The sequence below is a fragment of the Cryobacterium sp. CG_9.6 genome, from assembly GCF_029893365.1.
In the GTDB taxonomy this organism is placed as follows: Bacteria; Actinomycetota; Actinomycetes; order Actinomycetales; family Microbacteriaceae; genus Cryobacterium.
On record NZ_JARXUZ010000001.1, the window covers coordinates 3094192 to 3110829 of the forward strand.

General features: G+C 65.5%; 15 protein-coding genes. 7 read left to right on the plus strand and 8 right to left on the minus strand.

Annotation, left to right across the window (positions count from 1 at the left end):
• Positions 1 to 84: 84 nt before the first annotated feature.
• Positions 85 to 873: a hypothetical protein gene (locus H4V99_RS14325; RefSeq protein WP_280679402.1), complete on the minus strand. Its 789-nt coding sequence runs from the start codon at positions 871 to 873 to the stop codon at positions 85 to 87.
• A 341-nt stretch (positions 874 to 1214) separates the two neighbouring features.
• Here H4V99_RS14325 and H4V99_RS14330 point away from each other — a divergent pair, with 341 nt between their 5' ends.
• A complete protein-coding gene (locus H4V99_RS14330) occupies positions 1215 to 1904 on the plus strand; it encodes a response regulator transcription factor (protein ID WP_280680144.1) in 690 nt (229 codons plus the stop codon).
• Positions 1901 to 3256, plus strand: coding sequence for a HAMP domain-containing sensor histidine kinase (locus H4V99_RS14335; RefSeq protein WP_280679404.1), 1356 nt, complete (start codon positions 1901 to 1903; stop codon positions 3254 to 3256). The genes H4V99_RS14330 and H4V99_RS14335 overlap by 4 nt, the downstream gene beginning before the upstream one ends.
• A 137-nt stretch (positions 3257 to 3393) precedes the next feature.
• Here the strand turns inward: H4V99_RS14335 and H4V99_RS14340 are convergent, their stop codons facing one another.
• Complete coding sequence (locus H4V99_RS14340; protein WP_280679406.1) at positions 3394 to 3831, minus strand: hypothetical protein; 438 nt, start codon at positions 3829 to 3831, stop codon at positions 3394 to 3396.
• 254 nt (positions 3832 to 4085) lie between these two features.
• Here H4V99_RS14340 and H4V99_RS14345 point away from each other — a divergent pair, with 254 nt between their 5' ends.
• Together H4V99_RS14345 and H4V99_RS14350 are read left to right on the plus strand one after the other, a co-directional pair.
• Entirely contained in the window at positions 4086 to 4580 is a 495-nt protein-coding gene (locus H4V99_RS14345) for a carbonic anhydrase (protein WP_280679407.1), read from the plus strand.
• A gap of 191 nt (positions 4581 to 4771) precedes the next feature.
• The gene (locus H4V99_RS14350) at positions 4772 to 5266 is read left to right on the plus strand and encodes a DUF2231 domain-containing protein (protein WP_280679409.1); all 495 of its coding nucleotides are present in this window, start codon (positions 4772 to 4774) and stop codon (positions 5264 to 5266) included.
• A 67-nt stretch (positions 5267 to 5333) separates the two neighbouring features.
• Here H4V99_RS14350 and H4V99_RS14355 read toward each other — a convergent pair whose 3' ends face one another.
• From H4V99_RS14355 to cls, 5 genes are all read right to left on the minus strand, one after another.
• Entirely contained in the window at positions 5334 to 7724 is a 2391-nt protein-coding gene (locus H4V99_RS14355) for a trehalase-like domain-containing protein (protein WP_280679411.1), read from the minus strand.
• 179 nt (positions 7725 to 7903) lie between these two features.
• A complete protein-coding gene (locus H4V99_RS14360; protein ID WP_280679413.1) occupies positions 7904 to 8257 on the minus strand; it encodes a zinc ribbon domain-containing protein YjdM in 354 nt (117 codons plus the stop codon).
• 60 nt (positions 8258 to 8317) lie between these two features.
• Positions 8318 to 9271: an alpha/beta hydrolase gene (locus H4V99_RS14365; protein WP_280679415.1), complete on the minus strand. Its 954-nt coding sequence runs from the start codon at positions 9269 to 9271 to the stop codon at positions 8318 to 8320.
• A 31-nt stretch (positions 9272 to 9302) separates the two neighbouring features.
• Positions 9303 to 10073: a hypothetical protein gene (locus tag H4V99_RS14370; RefSeq protein WP_280679417.1), complete on the minus strand. Its 771-nt coding sequence runs from the start codon at positions 10071 to 10073 to the stop codon at positions 9303 to 9305.
• Positions 10074 to 10152: 79 nt separating this feature from the next.
• Complete coding sequence (cls, locus tag H4V99_RS14375; RefSeq protein ID WP_280680146.1) at positions 10153 to 11622, minus strand: cardiolipin synthase; 1470 nt, start codon at positions 11620 to 11622, stop codon at positions 10153 to 10155.
• A 528-nt stretch (positions 11623 to 12150) separates the two neighbouring features.
• On the opposite strand from cls, the gene H4V99_RS14380 reads away from it, so the two are divergent.
• From H4V99_RS14380 to H4V99_RS14390, 3 genes are all read left to right on the plus strand, one after another.
• Positions 12151 to 12513 carry a hypothetical protein gene (locus H4V99_RS14380; RefSeq protein WP_280674508.1) on the plus strand — a complete coding sequence of 121 codons (363 nt, stop codon included), beginning with the start codon at positions 12151 to 12153 and terminating at the stop codon, positions 12511 to 12513.
• Positions 12486 to 13526, plus strand: coding sequence for an IS3 family transposase (locus H4V99_RS14385; protein ID WP_280674510.1), 1041 nt, complete (start codon positions 12486 to 12488; stop codon positions 13524 to 13526). Before H4V99_RS14380 ends, H4V99_RS14385 begins: the two co-directional genes overlap by 28 nt.
• Positions 13527 to 13952: 426 nt before the next feature.
• Positions 13953 to 14654: a helix-turn-helix domain-containing protein gene (locus H4V99_RS14390; protein WP_280679419.1), complete on the plus strand. Its 702-nt coding sequence runs from the start codon at positions 13953 to 13955 to the stop codon at positions 14652 to 14654.
• A gap of 3 nt (positions 14655 to 14657) precedes the next feature.
• Here H4V99_RS14390 and H4V99_RS14395 read toward each other — a convergent pair whose 3' ends face one another.
• Positions 14658 to 16550 (minus strand): FAD-binding monooxygenase, encoded by a 1893-nt coding sequence (locus H4V99_RS14395; protein WP_280679421.1) that lies wholly within the window; start codon positions 16548 to 16550, stop codon positions 14658 to 14660.
• Positions 16551 to 16638 lie beyond the last annotated feature (88 nt).

The following is a 16638-nucleotide window of genomic DNA, read 5'->3' on the forward strand; positions in this document are numbered from 1 at the left end:
CGTCGTCGGGGGCGCGGACATCCGTTCTGGAAAGAGGGCAATGAAATGGCCGGGAGCGCGCGCTCCCGGCCAGATCAGGTATGGCTAGCGGCTGGATTCGCTCGTGACGTCACCGGACTGCAGGTGCTCGGCAATCTTCTGAATCTCGGCACCGTACTCGCCGGAAAGAGCGTTGGCCTCGATCGCATCGGCGGCTGCCGCGCGGTCAGCCGCCAGGGAGTCCTGGAGCGCGATGAGGTCATTCTGCAACGCCGTCGGCAGGTTCGCGAAGAGCGCGGGGTTGTCAATCAGCGCGCTCGTCACGGTCTCGGCGGTGGCCTCAGCCTTGCTACCTCGCCCTTCGTCGGCTTGGCCAGCGTCGGTCGAAAGCAGTGCGTTCACGGCCGCAGCAAGCGGATGCTTCGGATCCTGCTGCACCGCCATGGCTACCTTTTGCGCTTCGGCTCCGTACCCGCCGTCGAGCGCAGTGGCTCCCACCTGCGTGGCGAGCGCCTCACGCTCGGTGTCTGACGCCGCGTTGAGCTCGGTGAGGTCGGCCTGCAGGTTTGCGGGAAGGCTTGCGAAGAGCTCGGCGTGGCTCTCGAGGGTGATCGACACGTTCTGCGCCTTCTCACCAATGCTGCCACCCGAGCGGATGTCCGCGCGGAGCTCCTTCTGCACCGCCGCGATCACATCGTCAGTGCTGCTGGCCGAGCCCTCGGCCGACGCGCTGGTCGTGGTGGGGGTGTCGGTGGTCTGGTCAATCAGGCTCGCCTGGGCGCCCACCGCTCCGAGGCCGAGCAGGGATCCTGCGGTCATCACAGTGATGGCACCGCCGAACAGCTTTTTCTTGAGGGGAGTGTTGAACGCCTTGAGGGTGTGGTTCTGGGGCATTTGTCGTTCCTTTCGATAGCTCGTGGCCTCCGACGGTGTCGGCTGCCACTGGGGCAATGCCCGAGCATAGATATCGATCCGTTGCCGCGGCTTCGTGCCGGCTGAGTACTCAGGTTCCCGCGGGGCTGCCGTGTGGGGGTGCGGGCCGGTCGCTGACTGTCTCGGGAGGGCGCCGCGGGGCATCCGTTGGGGCCGCCGGCAGCGCCCGAGGCTCAGGCTTCTCCCACGACTCTCACATGTGCGGGCACGGGATGGCCGGCACTCGCGTGCCGATGTGGCTCCGGCTTCGCGGCGCGTGCGGCGCAGCGGCCTGGAGCCGCGAGAATGGCAGTGTGGTGACTATGGGCGAGGCACGCGGCCGACTGTTGGTAGTGGAAGACGACGAGGAGATGGGGCGCCTGCTGGTGCGCGGCCTCAGCGAAGACGGCTACGAGGTGGACTGGGCACGGAACGGCGTGGACGCGCTGATTGTGGCCGGGGAACAGGACTTTGCCGCCACCATTCTGGACGTGATGCTGCCCGGCATGTCGGGGTTCGAGGTGTGCCGACGGCTGCGCGTGGCGCAGCCGCTGCTGCCGATTCTGCTGCTCACTGCGCGGGACGCCGTGGACGACCGGGTGCGCGGCCTCGACGCCGGCGCCGACGACTACCTGATTAAACCGTTTGCGTTCACGGAGCTGCATGCACGCCTGCGGGCGATTCGGCGGCGCGAACAGCTGGTGCCGGCGCAGGTGCTGCGCGTGGGGGCGCTCCGCATTGACAGCCACGATCACGAGGTGACGAGTGACGACCGGGCCATCTCACTCAGCCCCAAAGAATTTGCGGTGCTGCGCCTGCTGGCCGAAAACGTGAACGCCACGGTGAGCCGGGAAACGATTCTCACCGAAATCTGGGGATCCAGCGACTACACCGACGCCAACGTGGTGGACCAGTATGTGAGCTACCTGCGGCGCAAAATGAGTCCGGAGCACGACGGCGTGACGATTATGACCGAGCGCGGCATCGGCTTTCGACTGCAGCTGCCGGAGTGATCGTGCTGAACCGGCTGTCGATTCGCACCCGCATCACCATGGGCACGCTGCTGCTCGCGGCGGTGTTTTTTGGCGGCGCTGCCTTCGTGGTGCACGCTCAGGTTCAGGACGTGCTGCTGAACGCATCCGCTGAGCTGCTGCGCAGTGATGCCTCGCCGTATGTGTCGGCCATTGCGCGGGAGGCGGGCGAGCTGGACAGCCCCGGCGAAGGACAGCTGATTATGGTGGTGGACCCGAGCGGCGAGGTGGCGCTCTCCACGCTGCCGCGGGTGCTGGCCGAGGAGGTGTCCCTGAGTGCCGACGAGCAGAGCGCACCGCAGACGATCAGCGTGGGGCGCGCGGACTATCTCGTGCTCGTAACGGATGTGCCCTCCGCCACGGGAACCTGGCGAGTGTATTCGGCGGTGAACGACGCCGCGTCCCGCCTGGTGCTGGCCGGCATCACCGAGCAGCTGGGGCTGGCCCTGGCGGTGCTCACGCTGGTGTTCGGTGCCGCATCGTGGCTGCTCACGGGTGCCGCGCTGCGCCCGGTCGCACACCTGCGACGGAGCGCCGACTCGCTGATCGGGGCGGACTCGGCCGAGACGCTTCCGGTGAGCCCCGCCCACGACGAGGTGCAGCAACTGGCCCGCACCCTGAATACCCTGATTGGGAGCCTGCGCGCCGCCGCAGAGCGCGAACGTCAGCTGGTGTCCGACGCGAGTCACGAGCTGCGAACGCCGGTGGCTATTTTGCAAGCGCAGCTGGAACTCATTCGCACCGGAGACCGCTCCACCCTCACGAGCGATGTGGCCGCCGCCGAACGGGCCGTGCAGCGCCTCGGCGGGCTGGTGTCGAACCTGCTGGAGCTCTCGCGCATCGAGGCGGGATCCGAGACCGGCCACGCCACCGTGCGGCAACTGGCCGAGGAGTTGGTGGCCGCGGTGGACCGGGCGCGGTTCGTGGCGCGCACCACCGACATCCGCATTGATTTTGAGTCGCCTCAGGCCGCTCCTGGGAATGGTCAGGTGCCCATCGCGGCCCATGAGTTTGGCCGAATTGTGGACAACCTGCTGGGGAACGCCATCCATGCGCTCGGGAGTACCGGAGTGGTGACGGCGTCGCTCACGTTGACCGACGCTGGGGTGCTGCTCACCGTGGTGGATACCGGCCCGGGAATTGACGCCGAGTTTTTGCCGCGCGCCCTCGACCGGTTCTCGCAGGCGCAACCCGCCCGCACCGGTGGCGCCGGAACCGGACTGGGCCTGGCCATTGTGGCCGCCGCCGTGCGCGCCGCCCGCGGCACGGTGACGTTGTCGAACGTGCCGGGTTCGGGTCTGCAGGTGGTGGTGACGCTGCCGGATACCGCCTGACCGCCGCTGCGACGCAAATCGGTGGCCGCTACGGAAATTACCGTAGCGGCCACCGAGAGCGGTGGCGGCCGCGCGCCATGTGCGTAGCGGCCACCGAAACGCGGCGCGACCATACCCAGCGGATGCCGCCAGCCGGGCTAGCGCGCGGGCATCGGCTTCGAAAGCTGAACCACCGCGGCAACGGCCTGCCACAGCACGAAGGCCTCGACAACCAGCGAGAGCATCCCCAGCGGCTCAAACCAGTTGCCGATGTCATCCATGGCACCGGGCATGCCCACCGTGCGGTTGATGGTGAACCCCACCAGCACGGCGGCGGCGAGCGCGGCCGCTGCAGCAAAGTCGAGGCGCGTGCCGCCCGTGATCAGCCGCTCCATAAGGACGAACGACACCACAATGATGCCGAGGTAGAAGTAGGCGAGGTACGGCGTCTCCGCAAACTTGCCCGGCAAATCGAGAATGTGCACCGCGGCGATGCCAGCCAGTCCGAGGGCAACGGCAATGCGCCGGCTCGCCAAAACCATGGCGTGCCGGGGTGTGGTGGAGCCGGTTTCAACGCGTTCACTAACAGTGGTCATGATTCCTCCGAAGCCTGACGGATGCTCGCCGTGCGGCGATCTTGACGCAACGCTAGGTCGCTCCCCGGCGCGCAGGCTGGGGAAACATTGTTCATGTGAGCTTTCACACCCAATCGGGCATCGCTGCCGGGCGCATTCAAAGTCTCGGCATGCGAAACCGACAAAAAGCCCCGGTGACGCCATGTGACACGCACTCGTGGTGCGCACATGTTGGCGTGACAGAGTGCGATTCACCACCTAACTGAAGGACGACCATGACGTTCACCGACCAGCTACTCATCAACAACGAGGCCTACGCGGCGAACTTCACCGGGCCGCTTCCCCTCCCGCCCAGCAAGCACCTCGCCGTGGTGGCCTGCATGGACGCCCGAATGGACGTCTACCGCGTGCTCGGCCTCGCCGAGGGCGAGTCGCACGTGATTCGCAACGCCGGCGGCGTGATCACCGAAGACGAGATCCGCTCGCTCGCCATCAGCCAGCGCCTGCTCGGCACACGCGAAATCATCCTCATTCACCACACCGATTGCGGCATGCTCACCTTCACCGACGACGAGTTCAAGCAGTCGGTCACGGCCGACACCGGCATCCGCCCGCCGTGGGCTCCGGAGTCCTTCACCGACCCGGCCACCGACGTGCTGCAGTCCATGCGCCGCATCGCGGCGAGCCCGTTCATTCCGTTCAAGGACTCCGTGCGCGGCTTCGTGTTCGACGTGGCCACCGGACTCCTCACCGAGGCCGTGGCGGCGTAACCCCCGGTGAAGCGGATGCCGTGGGCCTGAGCCGGCCAGCGGCATCCGCTCCCCCACGCGTCACGGTTTAGTGCAGCCTGCCCTGCGTGGCGGCGCGGGGCCGCGTTGTTTAGCATTGATTATGGGGATCCGCGTGTGATCCCACCCTCGGCAGGTCGGCGACCGGCCCACGCACGCTCACCAGGAGACTCATGTTTGATACGTTTTTCGGCCTTCCGCTGCATCCCTTTATTGTTCACTCCACCGAGGTGGTCGTGCCCACCGCCGCCCTCGTGGTTCTGCTCGCCGCCGTGTGGCCGCGGTTTCGCCGCTGGGCGCGGTTCCTGCCGCTCGGCCTCGCCCTGGCCGCCGTTGTTCTCGTGCCGATTTCGACCGAATCCGGCGAGAGCCTGCAGGCGCGTGTGGGCGGTTCCGCACTCATTAACATTCACGCGAACCAGGCCGAGGGTCTGCTGCCCTGGGTGATCGGGCTGCTCGTGGTGGCCGCCGTGATGCAGTTCTGGAATTACACGCAGCGCGCCAAAACCCGCTCGCCCAAGTGGGTGGCCATTGTCATCGCGCTTGCGGCCGTGCTCACCGCCACCGGAACCACCGTGCAGGCCGTGATCATCGGTCACAGTGGCGCGACCGCGGTGTGGTCCGAAGACATGGGCACCCCAGCTGCGCCCACCGGAGACAACGACTAGCCAGACCCAGACACACAGATGCCGCGGCCGCCTCGAGAGGGGGCCGCGGCATCCGCTGTTAAAGGGGTTAGGCGAGACCCATCATCACGTAGGGCACGGCGTCGCGCTTGCGGTGCTCGTCGAGCAGCTGCGCACAGCGGATGAAGCCCAGGTGCGAGTAGGCCTGCGGGTGGTTGCCGAGGTGCGTCTCGGTGGCCGGGTCGAACTCCTCGGAGAGTAGTCCGGTGGGGCCGGTGAGGCCCACGAGCTGGTCGAACAGGGCCTCGGCCTCGTCGAAGCGGCCGGTCACGAGGTAGGCCTCAATCAGCCACGTGGTGCAAATGTGGAAGCCACCCTCGAGTCCCGGCAGGCCGTCGTCATAGCGATAGCGGAACACCGTGGGGCCCACGCGCAGCTCGCGCTCCACCGCACTCACGGTTTGGTAGAAGCGCGGGTCTGACACGTCGAGCAGGCCCGAGAGGCCAATGTGCAGCACGGCGGCGTCGAGGTCGGGGCTGTCGTAGGCCACGGTGTACGACTTCACGTCGTCATCCCAGCCCTGGCGCAGCACGTCTTCACGAATGGTTTCGGCGAGCAGCTCCCAGTGCGGTTCGGGCGTGCGGCCGTGGCGGGCGGCCACGCGCAGGGCACGGTTCACCGTCACCCAGCACATGGTCTTCGTGTAGGTGTGGTGGCGCGGGCTGCGACGGGCTTCCCAGATGCCGTGGTCGGGCTCATTCCAGCGGCTGTCCACGGCCTCCACCATCTGCGAGAGCAGACCCCACTGAAACTCGGTGATCTCGCCATTTTGCGCACTCACGGTGTCGATCAGCTCGGCAACCGGGCCGAACACGTCGAGCTGCACCTGGTTATCGGCAGCGTTTCCGATACGCACCGGGCGTGAGCCGGCATAGCCGGGCAGCGACTCGAGGCTGGCCTCGGTGGACAGTGACGATCCACTCACCGAATACAGCGGATGCAGCCACTCGGCCCCCGGGCTCCGCTCCAGAATGTCGTTCAGCCAGAGCAAAAAGCCCTCGGCCTCGGCGGTCGAGCCGAGGTCGGCGAGCGCCTTCACGGTCATGGCGCCGTCGCGCAGCCAGCAGTAGCGGTAATCCCAGTTGCGGGTTCCGCCAATACCCTCGGGCAGTGAGGTGGTGGACGCGGCCAAAACCGCACCGGTGGGCTCGTAGACCAGGGCGCGCAGCACGAGTGCGGACCGACCCACGAGGGCCGGCTTCACGCTCGGCAGGTTCAGGGTGCTCACCCACGCGCGCGATGCGGACGCGATGGCCGCGCGGCGCTGACGTTCGGTGTTGATGTCGGGAACCACGGGCTCGGTGTCGCCGGCGCGCAGGTTGAGCACCACCGGGCCCTTCGAGAGGTCCACCACGGCGGTGGCCGTGGCGTTACGACCATCCGAGGTGATGGCAAAGTCCACACCCGGCGAGGCGAGGGTAATCGGGTCGGGAGTTCCAGTGATGTGCACGCCCACGGCATCCGCGTGCATGTTGAAGTAGGCGGAGGCATAGTCGGGACGCGGCGCAAAAACGATGCGTGCCGAACCGGTGCCCGTGAGCACCCGCACCAGGTTGGTGATGCCGAGGGGCGAGGGGGCGATGTAGTCGGTCACCGTCACATCTGCCCAGCGCGTTTCCACGATCATGGTGTTGTCGAGGTAGCGCTGACCGAGCACGCGCGACTTCTTTACCGGCTCAATCGAAAAGTGTCCGGCCTCGTCGCTGCCGAGAATGCTCGCGAACAGGGAGCCCGAATCGGGGAGCGGATGCGTCATCCAGCAGATGCGGGCCTCCGGCGTCACGAGGGCGGTGGTCGTGCCGTCGCCGATCATGGAGTGACGCTCAATGGCCACAACTTCCTGACCGAACAGCCAGTCCTTGCGCAGTTCGAAGAGCAGCGCCAGCATCTGGGCGAGCACCTCGGGTCCGCTGATGTGGTGACGGGCCACGGACTGGCCGGCACCCACCCGCACGCCCATGTCGGGGCCGTGCAGCGTGCTCATGGCGTGCTCATCGCTCGCGGCATCGCCGGCAAAGAAGGCGGCACCCACACCAAGGCGGCTCCGGAGGCGATCCAGCGCCACGCCGGAGTCCTGGGCTTCGGTCATGCCGTCGGCCGCGGTGAAGAACTCGCTGTCGAACTCGGCACCGTGGCTTCCCACGAGGTGCACCTCGCGGGGCAGGCGTGAATCGGCGGCGAGGTCGCGTAGCGGGCGACCGGACAACACAGCGGCATGGGTGTTGGGCAGAGCCGCCAGGGCACGCAGTGCGGTCGCCGATTCGGCGAGCGGCTGCGAGGCCACCGCGGAGTCACCGTGGTACGACAGCGTGCCGCCGTAGTTGCACGCCACCAGCAGTGAGGGTGTGCGGGCAAGCTGTTGCAGGTCTTGCAGCAGGCCCAGGGAGAGACCAGCGACAGAGCGAGGAAGATGACTCGAACGAATCAGACTTTGTGGCATTGCGCGTCCTTGGGGTTCGGGAACAGGGGCATCGGCTCAGCGCTGTGCCGTCATCGGGAGAGTCCCCCGAGTTTGATAGTGTCACCCTCGATGCACATACATGAAATCCACGGGCACATTACGGTGAAATTGGATACCAAATGGGTGAGCTGGCAGCCCATTCCGGCATCCCGGTGGCGCTAAACCTTCTTGACCACGCTGGACTTCAGCTGCATGGGACCGAAGCCGTCAACCTTGCATTCGATGTCGTGACCGTCCACGGGAGGGACGAGGCGAATGTTGCGCACCTTGGTGCCCACCTTGATGGCGGTCGAACTGCCCTTGAACTTAAGGTCCTTGATGATGGAGACGGTGTCGCCGTCCACCAGGACGGTACCGAAGGCATCCTTGAAGACGGGTTCGGACTCTTCCTCGGCAGGCTCGTTGGCCCATTCGTGACCGCACATGGGGCACACGAGCAGCGCTCCCATTTCGTAGGCGAGGTCGCTGGAGCATTCGGGGCAGGGAGGCAGGGTGTCATTCACTTGCCTCATTTTACTCCGAGACCAGTGGCTGACTGAAACCAGCGGGCTGTCGCGGGCCTCGGCCGCCTCTTATTCGGCGAGAGAGGTCACAAATGCCACGCTCGCCTCGGAAATCTGGGTGCGTTGCGCATCGTGAGAAATAGTGGGCTCGCCATCTCCGCGCTGAGCGCCGTAGTCGCCGAAGTACGCGTGGTTTCCGCCCTCGATCACCAGAAAGGTGGAGTCTGCCGGCAGGTCGGTCTTCGACGCCGCAATCTTGTCGACCGTGGCCAGACCGTCAGTCGAGCCCGAGATTGACAGCACCTCGGCCGGCATCGCGCTGAGATCGGTGGCTGGGTACGACGCATAGAAGAGGAGACCGACGGCTGGTTCGCTGGCGTCGTTAGCGTAGGCATCCGCATCGATGGCGGCCACGGTACCGCCGAGCGAATGCCCACCGAGCACCCACTGCGTCACGGCGGGGACGGTGTCGCGGGTAGCGGTGAACGCCTGCGTTGCCAGAAAGGCGATGCCGAGCGGCTGCTTGGGAATGATGACGGTGTGCCCCGCCTCGGCCAGCGGCTTGAGCACGGCCGCATACGCTCGGGCGTCCACGCGGGCTCCCGGCTGAAAGAACACGCCCACCGTGCTGGGGGTCTGCGTGGGCGTCAGCACGATGCGGTCCGCGGTCTCGGTGACCGTCACCGCGGCGTCGGAGTTCATGGCGGAAAGCGCGGGTTGCTCGGCCGACGCGGGCACGAGCCACCCGAGCAGGGCGATCACGGCCAGGGATGCACCGGCCAGGATGCCGCGCACCACCCTGTGTTTCTGCCGCGTGATCGTTGTGGTGCGCCAGGAACGGAGGGCCACCACCGCGCTCACCACGACGGTGACCGCCAGCAGAATGACATACGCCGGATGCCCGTGCACGATCATCGAGCCCGTGGCCACGGCAGCTACCACCGTGACGAGCACCCCGATAGCGGACACCACGCGAGTGACCCAGAAGAAGATGCGATCGGCGCGCGTGAGGGAGGCATCCATGGTGCTTAATGTACTGCGTGTGCTGGGGTGACTAGCTGATGCCGCCCATGCGTTCGAGGGCCGCCCGCATGATCTGGGCCTCGGGGGTGGGCGCCACGTGGTGGTTGAGGTAGATACCCACCAACCACTGCAGCACCTCGTCTTCGCTCATGGCCACGGCGGTCCAGTCCACGCCGTCACTCGCCTCGGTGCGGGGTTCTCCGGTGGCGGGGTCGAGCCAGGCGCGCGCAATCTGCGTGCCCGTGCGGTCGGGGTCCGCCGACCACACCAGGGCGATCGGGTGGTTGTCGCCGTCAATGTGCTCGTGGTCGACGCTTCCGGAACCCAGCCACGGCAGGGTGAGGAGCTCGCCGGTGATGGCCACATCGATGAGCTCGAGCTGAGTGGGTTCAGTTTCGGGCACGTAAAGCGTGAATCCCTGCTCGAACCAGTCGGCGGCATCCATGATGGTGTCGAGCAGTTCGTCGAGGGAATAGATTTCCTGCGCGAGGGTGAGGGCCCACTTGAGCAGAATCTCGGTCTGATCTTCAGGCCAGGGGCTGTCGAACGGGTCGTTGGTGCCGTGAAAGTGGAAGGAGGGGCCGGACTCGTCGAGCATGATGTGCACCTGGCCGTCGTCGTAGTCGACGGAGAGGTTGAGCACGTCGTCGGCACTGTCGTCGTCTTCGTCACCCTCCCAGTCGGCGAACAGGTCGGGATGCGCGAGGGCCTTCGGGAGCGTGATGGCGGCGGCGAGTCGCTCGCCGAGGTCGAGCACGGCACGAAACTGAATGGTGGGCAGGCGCAGAGTTTCGTCGGTCATCGCTGGATCCATTCGTGAGGCATAGCCCCGAGTTTATCCGGGTCGGGCGCGCGTGGCGCCTGCCTCCTGCGCTGCGCTGCTACTGAACCGTGGCGGTGAGACGAGCGATGTTGTCGAGAATCTGCACGGCAACCGGGCGCTGCAGCCACTCGTCGAGAATGAGCTCGCGAGACTTGCTGCGGTAGGAGTCCTCCACGGCCCGCAGACGCTGCACGAAGTCGGCGCTGCGAATCATCAGCGACACCTCAAAGTTGAGGCTGAAGGAGCGCATGTCCATGTTGCTCGAGCCCACCACGGCCACGTCGTCGTCGATCGTGAAGTGCTTGGAGTGCAGCACCGTGGGCTTGGAGTAGAGAAAAATACGCACGCCGGAGCGCAGCAGCGTCTCGTAATAGGAGCGCTGCGCGTGGTACACCACAATCTGGTCGGCCACCTCGCAGGCGAACAGCTGCACCTCCACGCCGCGTTCGGCGGCTGTGGTGATGGCATAGAGCATCGAGTCGTCGGGAACGAAATAGGGGCTCGTAATGATGAGTCGCTCCTGGGCGCCGTACACCAACGCGTTGAAGAGGCGCAGGTTGTTCTCGCCGTCGAATCCGGGACCACTCGGCACCACCTGACACTCCACCGTGCCCTCCCCGGTGCGCACCTCAATTGCCAGGTCGTCCTCGGTGGGGGCCGGCAGCTCGCCGGTCTCGCTGTACCAATCGGTGATGAACAGCGCATTCAGTCCGGCGGCCGCGGGGCCGTCGAGGCGCACCATGAGGTCTTTCCAGTGCAACCCGCGCTTGATGTTGCCGGCCTTGTTGTAGTTCGAGTCGATCATGTTCTGCGAACCGGTGAAGGCCACGTCGTCATCGATCACAATGATCTTGCGGTGATTGCGCAGGTCAGGCCGCCGCACCTGACCCCGAAACGGGTGAAAGGGAAGCATTTCTTCAAAGCGGATGCCGTTGGCCCGAAGCCAGGCACGCGTGCGCCGCCCCTCAGGGTTGGTGATGGTGGCCCAGTGGTCGTAGAGCACCCGCACCGCCACGCCGCGGTCACGCGCCGCCTTCAACGCGTCAAAGAACGCCCGCGTGGTGTCATCACGGGTGAGGATGTAGAACTCCACGTGCACGAAGCGTTCTGCCTGCTCCACGGCGGCCGTCATCGCGGCAATGGACTCGTCGTAGTCGGGAAGGAGCTGCGCGGTGTTGCCGGGAAGCAGAGGCATGGAGCCGAGGTTGCGGTTCAGATGCACCACACCGCCGAACCATTCCGGTTCGGTCTCGGTGTCAGAAATGGTGTCGATGCCCTTGGTGGCCTCGAGGATGAACGCGTTAATCTCCTGCTGCTTGTCCCGGCGGTCCTGGGGCAACTTGAAGCTGCCGAGCAGTGCGTAGAGGATGCTTCCGGGAACCGGGGCGATGAAGATCGCCATCAGCCAGGCCATGGCCGACGACGGACGGCGATTGCGGGGAACCACCGCGACAGCCAACACCCGAATGATGGTGTCCACGAACAGTAATACCGTGGGAAAGGCCTTGACGATCGAGCGCCAGTTCATGGTCACGGTCCTCCTCCGGGAGGCACCTCCAGTACCTCTGAAACCAATCCTTGCATGCCGGTGGCGACCGACAGCTCGAGGGCGCGCTACTGCCGCGCGGAACGCGTAGTCACCAGCGACAGCCCCCGCCTCGCTGGTCGAGGACCGCGCCCGCCCGTCGCGCGCGTCTCGAGACCCACTTCGCTGGTCGAGGAGCCGGCGCGCCTTTCGCCGGCGTCTCGAGACCCCGTGACCTTGTCTCGAGGTCGGCTCACAAGGTTTCGACTGCTCGCGAGCTCGCGCTCAACCAGCGAGGGGGTAGCCGCGCCCGCTTTCGGTGAGCGCGCCCAATACGGCGGATGGCCGCGCCCCAGATCGGTGGCCGCTACGCCCGTTCGTTAGTTGCCATGATGGTCGTGAGACATCGTGGTGACGGACGCTGAATCGGAGCAGGACATGAATGATATGGCGATAGGTCGAACGAGAAATGGTGGGCGGTCGTTTCCGTTGGCGTTTCGGATTGAGTACATACGCCGCTGGGATGAGTGCGTGGAACGAGGCGCGAAGGTGCGGTTACTGCGCGAGTTCGACTTGGCAAAGGGCACGGTGAATCGTTGGCTGAGGGCTCGCGACGATGGAGAATGGACGGCATCGATGGTCGCAACGTCAGAGAGGTCACCACAAAGAATGGACAATCGCGATCGTGCGGAGTTGGCGCGGCTGCGGATGGAAAACGAGGCTTTGAAGAAGAAGGTCGCGCAGTCCGAAGCAGCACAACAAATCTTGGGAAAAGCATTCGAGCTCTTGGACGGGATCACCACCCGCTCGAACGAGGAACAAACACCGATCCCACCAGCGTTGATGAGCGCGGGCGAGTACGCGGCGTGGCTGAAACGAAGCAAGCTGTCCTGACCTTGACGGTCACGGCACTGGCCCAAGAAATGGCGATGCCGATCGTGGACGCATGTCGTCTGGTCGGGATGCCACGGTCAACGTATTACCGGCTCAGCCGTGGCTACCAGCACTACCGCCCCGTGGCTGAGGCGATCCCGCACCGCGAACGCCGGCAACCCGCAGCCTTGGACACGCACGAGCGCGCCACGATACTCTCCGTGCTCTGCGAGCCGAAATATGAAGACAAATCGGTGGTGCAAACGTACTGGCACGCCTTCGACGCCGGGACTCTCGCGTGTTCGCAGCGCACGTTCTACCGGGTCGCCAACGCTCACCGCCTGGTCGGGGATCGTCGACGCACCCGAACCCCGCGCTCCCCGTCACCGCGCACTCCGGCCGTCGCGACGCTCAAGCCCGGGGATTTGTGGTCGTGGGACATCACCGAATTGAACGGACCCAGCTACCACGATCGGTACTACCTTTACCTGATCATTGACGTGTTCTCGCGTTACCCCATTGGCTGGTGCATCGAGACTTACATCTCGAAGAAACGCGCTGTGACACTGTTCACCGACGCGATCGCCACCCACGGCGCCCCCACAGTCGTGCACTCCGACAACGGGTCCTCCATGCGCTCCACAGACCTCATCAACGCCCTCGAGAGCAACGGCATCATCACCTCGTACTCTCGCCCCCGGGTCAGCGACGACAACCCCTTCTCAGAATCACTGTTCAAGACCATCAAGTACGACCCCAGCTCCCCGGACCGATTCGATCACCGCGATCACGCCCGCCAATGGACCAAGGACTTCTTGGACCTGTATGCCACCCAACACCGCCACAGCGGTCTCGGCCGGCACACCCCAGCATCCGTCTTTGACGGCACCGCCCACCTCATCCACGCGCAACGACAACGGGCACTGGACGCCTACTACGCCCAGCACCCCACACGCTTCCGCCAACCACCCACAGCACCACCACTACCCCAACCCACAGGCATCAACACCCACCTACTGTCTCAAGCAGGTTGACAACTACCGCGTTACCGTAGCGACCCCCGATATTGGTGGCGGTCATGCCTACTGGGTGGCTCCCGGCATCCGCTTCACACAACCATGCGGGTTCCGGACCCACTTCGCGTGCGTCTCGAGACCACCTCACGAGGTCTCGACTGCTCGCAAGCTCGCGCTCGACCCGCGAAGAGGGTGGGCGCGCGGGTTACGGACCCACCTCGCTGGTCGAGGAGCGCGCACGCACTTCGCGTGCGTCTCGAGACCCGGTGAGCAAGTCCCGCAAGCTGGCTCACGAGGTCTCGACTGCTCGCAAGCTCGCGCTCGACCAGCGGAAGGGGGGCGAGACCGGCGGAGCGCGGCGGAGCGCGGCGAGGCGAGGCGCAGCGGAGCAGGGTGTCCTAATATCGAACACGGGAGCGCAGGGTGCGCACCCGGGAGGCGCTGATGACCACACAGACCGGATCTCAGACGCTGGGGCGAGGCATCCGCTTGCTCGAGATTTTGGCGAGCGCGGACCGCAACATGTCGATTGCCGAACTCGCGGGCGCGCTGGAGGTACACCGTTCGGTGGCATACCGGCTGCTGCGCACACTCGAAGACCACGACCTGGTGACGCGCGACGACGGCGGAAACTTTGCCCTGGGCGTGGGACTCGTGGCCCTCACCTCGGGAGTGGCCCGCAACCTGCAGCAGGCAGCCCTGCCGGTGCTCAACGACATTGCCAATGACCTCGGGATGACGTGCCTACTTGCCGTGCTCGTGGACGGCGGCGAAGCCGTGACTCTGGCGAGCGCAGCACCGCGTCAAACAGTGGCCGTGGTGTCTTATCGGCCGGGCCACCGGCATCCGATCACCCGCGGCGGGCCCGGGAAAGCGATTCTGCTCGGCCTACCCGACAGTTCCTGGCCGCGAGACTTAAGTCAAGAGCTCCGTGACGAACTCAGTGCCGCGAGAACCCGCGGGTACGCCTCAAGCGATGGCGAGGTTGTGCCGTCGCTACTGTCGATTGCGGTGCCGCTGACGCTTCCCGGGCAGCCCCCCGCGTCGCTCGCGGTGATTCATATTGCGCTGCCCCGCCCGGAGGCCGAGATCGCCGAGCGCCTGCACCTCGGCGCGCTAGCCGTGGCGCGTGCGTTCGGAGCCTGAAGGTCAGCTCGCGGGAGGCCGGCGGTCGAGCAGAATCGCGCGAAAGAACGCGGCCAGTTCGGCGGTGGCGGTTAGCGGCAAAATGTGTGCCACGTACTGATCTGGGCGCACCACCACGACGGCGCCGCCACGGTCGATCTCTCGCAGGTCGAAAATGTCGGCTGCCGGATCGGCGGCGTACACCAGCTCATAGTCGATCAGCTCGAACGGACCCGTTCGCGGCAGGAACAGCGGGGGAACCCGGGCAATATCAACCTGGTCGTGCGCCTGCTGATAAATGACCTTGACGTCAAAAATGCTGTCACTATCGGCACCCGCGGGGGTGTATGCCAGAAGCGGGGAGTCAGCAGACGTGCGCAGCCACTCGGCCCAGTCACTAAGGGCGGATGCCTCACCAGGGCCGGCAGCATCGGCGTAGGCGTACAGGCGCCAGCGTCCATCCGCTCGGTGGTGGTGCCCGAGCTGCACCGGGTTGGCGTCGGCGACCCGAACCACCGGAGCCGATTTGAAGCGCTTTCCCAGAGGGAAGCCGGCGGCGAGGTGCTGATGGGTGGCGTCGCCGATGAGCATCGACGGCGGGTACTGCGTCATGAAGCCGGCCGGAAACTCGGCCGTGCGCACGTAGAAGTCCTCCAGCTCCGAGGGGTCGGCGAGGTCTTCCGGACGGGTGGCCATGAGGGTGGACCACTGCTTGTCGAAATCGATGAGGTTCTTGGCAATCACCTGCCGCTCCGCCGAATACGTGCCCAGCAGGCTCTCGGGGCTGCGGCCGTCGAGAACGGCACCGAGCTTCCATCCGAGGTTGAAGCCATCCTGCATGGAGACGTTCATGCCCTGCCCGGCCTTGGCACTGTGCGTGTGACAGGCGTCACCGGCAATGAAGACGCGCGGGGTGCGCGTGCCGATCTCGTGCGGCAGCAGGTTATCGAACCGGTCGGTGAGGCGATGCGCCACCTCGTACACGCTGTGCCAGGGCACGTTCTTCACGTCGAGAACATAAGGGTGCAGAATCTCGTTCGCCTTAGCGATGATCTGCTCCACCGTTGTGGAGCGCACGGCACCGTGGTCCTCGGGGCTCACCTCGCCCAGATCGACGTACATGCGAAACAGATACCCGCCCTCACGGGGAATGAGGAGGATGTTTCCTCCCGAGCCCGACTGAATAGCGCACTTGGTGCGAATGTCCGGAAAATCCGTGACCGCCAGGGCGTCCATGACACCCCAGGCGTGAAAGGCCTGATCGCCATCCATGGTGCAGCCGATCGACTGGCGCACCGCGCTGCGGGCACCGTCCGCGCCGAGCACGTACCTGGCATTCACGATCCGTTCGCGGCCCTCGCTGGTGCGCAGCGTCACGGCAACGGGATAATCCCCGTCGCTCGCGACCGTGAGACCGACAAAGTCGAAGCCATAATCGGGGGTCATGCGCGTGGGCGCGTTCTTCATCACTTCGGCGAAGTAATCCAGCACCCGCGCCTGGTTCACGATCAGGTGCGGAAACTCACTGATGCCGGTGGGGTCGTCCACCGCGCGGGCGGTGCGAACGATGCGCGACGCATCTTGGGCATCCGGTTTCCAAAAGGCCATCTCGGTAATGCGGTACGCCTCGGCAATGATGCGCTCCGCAAAGCCGAAGGCCTGAAAGGTTTCGACGCTGCGAGCCTGAATGCCGTCTGCCTGCCCAATGGCGAGGCGCTCGGGCCGACGCTCAACGATGCGCGTGGTGATGCCCGCGAACTGCGAGAGCTGCGCTGCCGCGATCATGCCGGCGGGGCCGGTTCCCACGATGAGAACGTCAACGTTCTCGGGAAGTTCGGCGGGGCGATCGATTCCCACGCCGTTCACGTTCTGAATACGGGGATCGGCTGACACGTATCCCTGGTTATGAAACTGCACGGCATTCCTCACTTCTGTGTGCTGAATTTATTCGGTGCTGACACCCTCATGCCTATGTTCTATTATCGAACGCACGGATCTAATATCG

Excerpts from the sequence above, each read along its gene's own strand:
- H4V99_RS14325 (WP_280679402.1), bottom strand. The coding sequence starts at position 873 with ATGCCCCAGAACCACACCCTCAAGGCGTTCAACACTCCCCTCAAGAAA.
- H4V99_RS14330 (WP_280680144.1), top strand. The coding sequence starts at position 1,215 with ATGGGCGAGGCACGCGGCCGACTGTTGGTAGTGGAAGACGACGAGGAG.
- H4V99_RS14340 (WP_280679406.1), bottom strand. The coding sequence starts at position 3,831 with ATGACCACTGTTAGTGAACGCGTTGAAACCGGCTCCACCACACCCCGG.
- H4V99_RS14345 (WP_280679407.1), top strand. The coding sequence starts at position 4,086 with ATGACGTTCACCGACCAGCTACTCATCAACAACGAGGCCTACGCGGCG.
- H4V99_RS14350 (WP_280679409.1), top strand. The coding sequence starts at position 4,772 with ATGTTTGATACGTTTTTCGGCCTTCCGCTGCATCCCTTTATTGTTCAC.
- H4V99_RS14355 (WP_280679411.1), bottom strand. The coding sequence starts at position 7,724 with ATGCCACAAAGTCTGATTCGTTCGAGTCATCTTCCTCGCTCTGTCGCT.
- H4V99_RS14360 (WP_280679413.1), bottom strand. The coding sequence starts at position 8,257 with ATGAGGCAAGTGAATGACACCCTGCCTCCCTGCCCCGAATGCTCCAGC.
- H4V99_RS14365 (WP_280679415.1), bottom strand. The coding sequence starts at position 9,271 with ATGGATGCCTCCCTCACGCGCGCCGATCGCATCTTCTTCTGGGTCACT.
- H4V99_RS14370 (WP_280679417.1), bottom strand. The coding sequence starts at position 10,073 with ATGACCGACGAAACTCTGCGCCTGCCCACCATTCAGTTTCGTGCCGTG.
- cls (WP_280680146.1), bottom strand. The coding sequence starts at position 11,622 with ATGAACTGGCGCTCGATCGTCAAGGCCTTTCCCACGGTATTACTGTTC.
- H4V99_RS14390 (WP_280679419.1), top strand. The coding sequence starts at position 13,953 with ATGACCACACAGACCGGATCTCAGACGCTGGGGCGAGGCATCCGCTTG.